1 protein-coding gene and 1 pseudogene are annotated in these 1,687 nt (G+C 33.0%); both read left to right on the forward strand.

The window, feature by feature from the left end:
* Positions 1-112: pseudogene (locus PSI17_RS17525) on the forward strand (IS30 family transposase); the annotation flags it as partial.
* Between the two features lie 795 nt (positions 113-907).
* A complete protein-coding gene (locus PSI17_RS16695) occupies positions 908-1,438 on the forward strand; it encodes a hypothetical protein (RefSeq protein WP_273553031.1) in 531 nt (176 codons plus the stop codon).
* The last annotated feature ends 249 nt before the right edge of the window (positions 1,439-1,687 follow it).

Here is a 1,687-nt window from a genome sequence, read left to right on the forward strand (position 1 = left end):
GCAAGATGTCAGTGATTTAGAATTAAGATTAAATATGACACCAAGAAAGGTTTTAAATGGATTAACACCCATCGAAGCCTATACGGGGCGCATATTGCACTTATTGTGTTAATCCAGCAGCGCTAATAAAAGATTTTGACTGGGAAAAACCTATTTATCAGGGTTCAGCTAAAAATCTACCTGAATTGGAAGAAAAGATACAAGTTGCGATGAGTAATTTATAATTAAAACTCTATCTTTCAGACGATTAAGGTTGTCATAGTAAGAATCAAAAAGCAGAAATGATCTTTATTGTTCTTCTTGCTCTTTTATTTTCTACCGTGGTGAATATCTGTGCCATGATAACTATAACTAATTGTAATATATGAATAAATATAACAAAGAAAGGTTGAGTTTGATAAAATAATATACATAGAGTAACTTAGAATCATTCCCTACTGTAACAAATCAGGCACACGTGATCGTTCGAAAACTATCATAAAATCACGTTAGCAACTATTTATCTCATTTATTATTTGTTTACCATGTTTTTCTATTTGAAATCAAAAAAAACGCGGGTACAATTACTATACTTTTTAGTTATCCAGAGTATCCCGGAATAACACTCTTGATGCTGAAGATGAGCATTGGACACCAATTTTTTATCTTGTAAACCGCACTTACGATACCAAATAGCCATTGTATAACAATCGCTTGTGAGTAATAAGTGATGTGGAGTTGTCTCCACAATTCAAGATATACCTTCATGGCTTATTGTAAATTCCTAAAATATTCGGCTGCTATTGGAAAAGCAGCAGGGGATGTTTTTGCTGATTTTGATAAGGAGTAAATAGTAGATATTTGATTTTAAAGGTTAAAATTCCAAGGCCGTTTTCTCATATCAGATTTGATTATGAAGGGGGGAATGATGTTTTTCCATAGTGTCAACAAAAGTAATATTATTATTTTTTCGTTAATGCTGGGAATTGTCATTTTATTTTTAGTGTTTAAAAACAGCCAGTTAGGGATTATTGATTACGCCGATAAACATTGTCAGAAGAATACAATCTGTTTGATTGATATGAATAAGATTATTCCTTTTGACTGGGACAAAATGTATATCATCGATAAAGGCATGGCACCTGAGGATATTGAACAGATTATCGGTGCGAAGTTTAATTATGAAACCAGCCTTTTTTATAAAATTATTTTTGTCAGAGATCAGGAAGTGGTTTATTCGGATGAGTATCACCCAGTTGATGACTCTTATATGAAAAAATTTATTAAACCTAATTTTCACTATCCTTATGAAAGAGAAGAGAATTATTTTAGTCACTATGCCATTTCTAAAGATAATTCCATTCTTTCAGTAAAGATTGAAAATGAACCGCTTATGAGTGATAAAATTTATTACAGTATTTTCCCTTCCAATATGCAGCAAACCAGCGGGAGAGAATGATAAGTTTTACCTGATTTTTCTATGATATGTGTCCTTTATTTTTAAGTTGTTAGGTGCAGGCCGTTGTTTTTATGTGGCCTGCACTTTTTTAGTAAGCGGCTCATTTGAACCGTATTGACGATTAGATATTGGTCAGGTTGAGTTTCCAGGGAAGCAGCTCATGTACCTTGTTTGATGGCCAGTCAGCTATAGCTGAATCATAATTTTATGGCATAATACCAGCACTTTAATAACAGGGCTGAGTGGTGA

The organism is Xenorhabdus sp. IM139775, from assembly GCF_028598745.1.
Taxonomy (GTDB): Bacteria; Pseudomonadota; Gammaproteobacteria; order Enterobacterales; family Enterobacteriaceae; genus Xenorhabdus.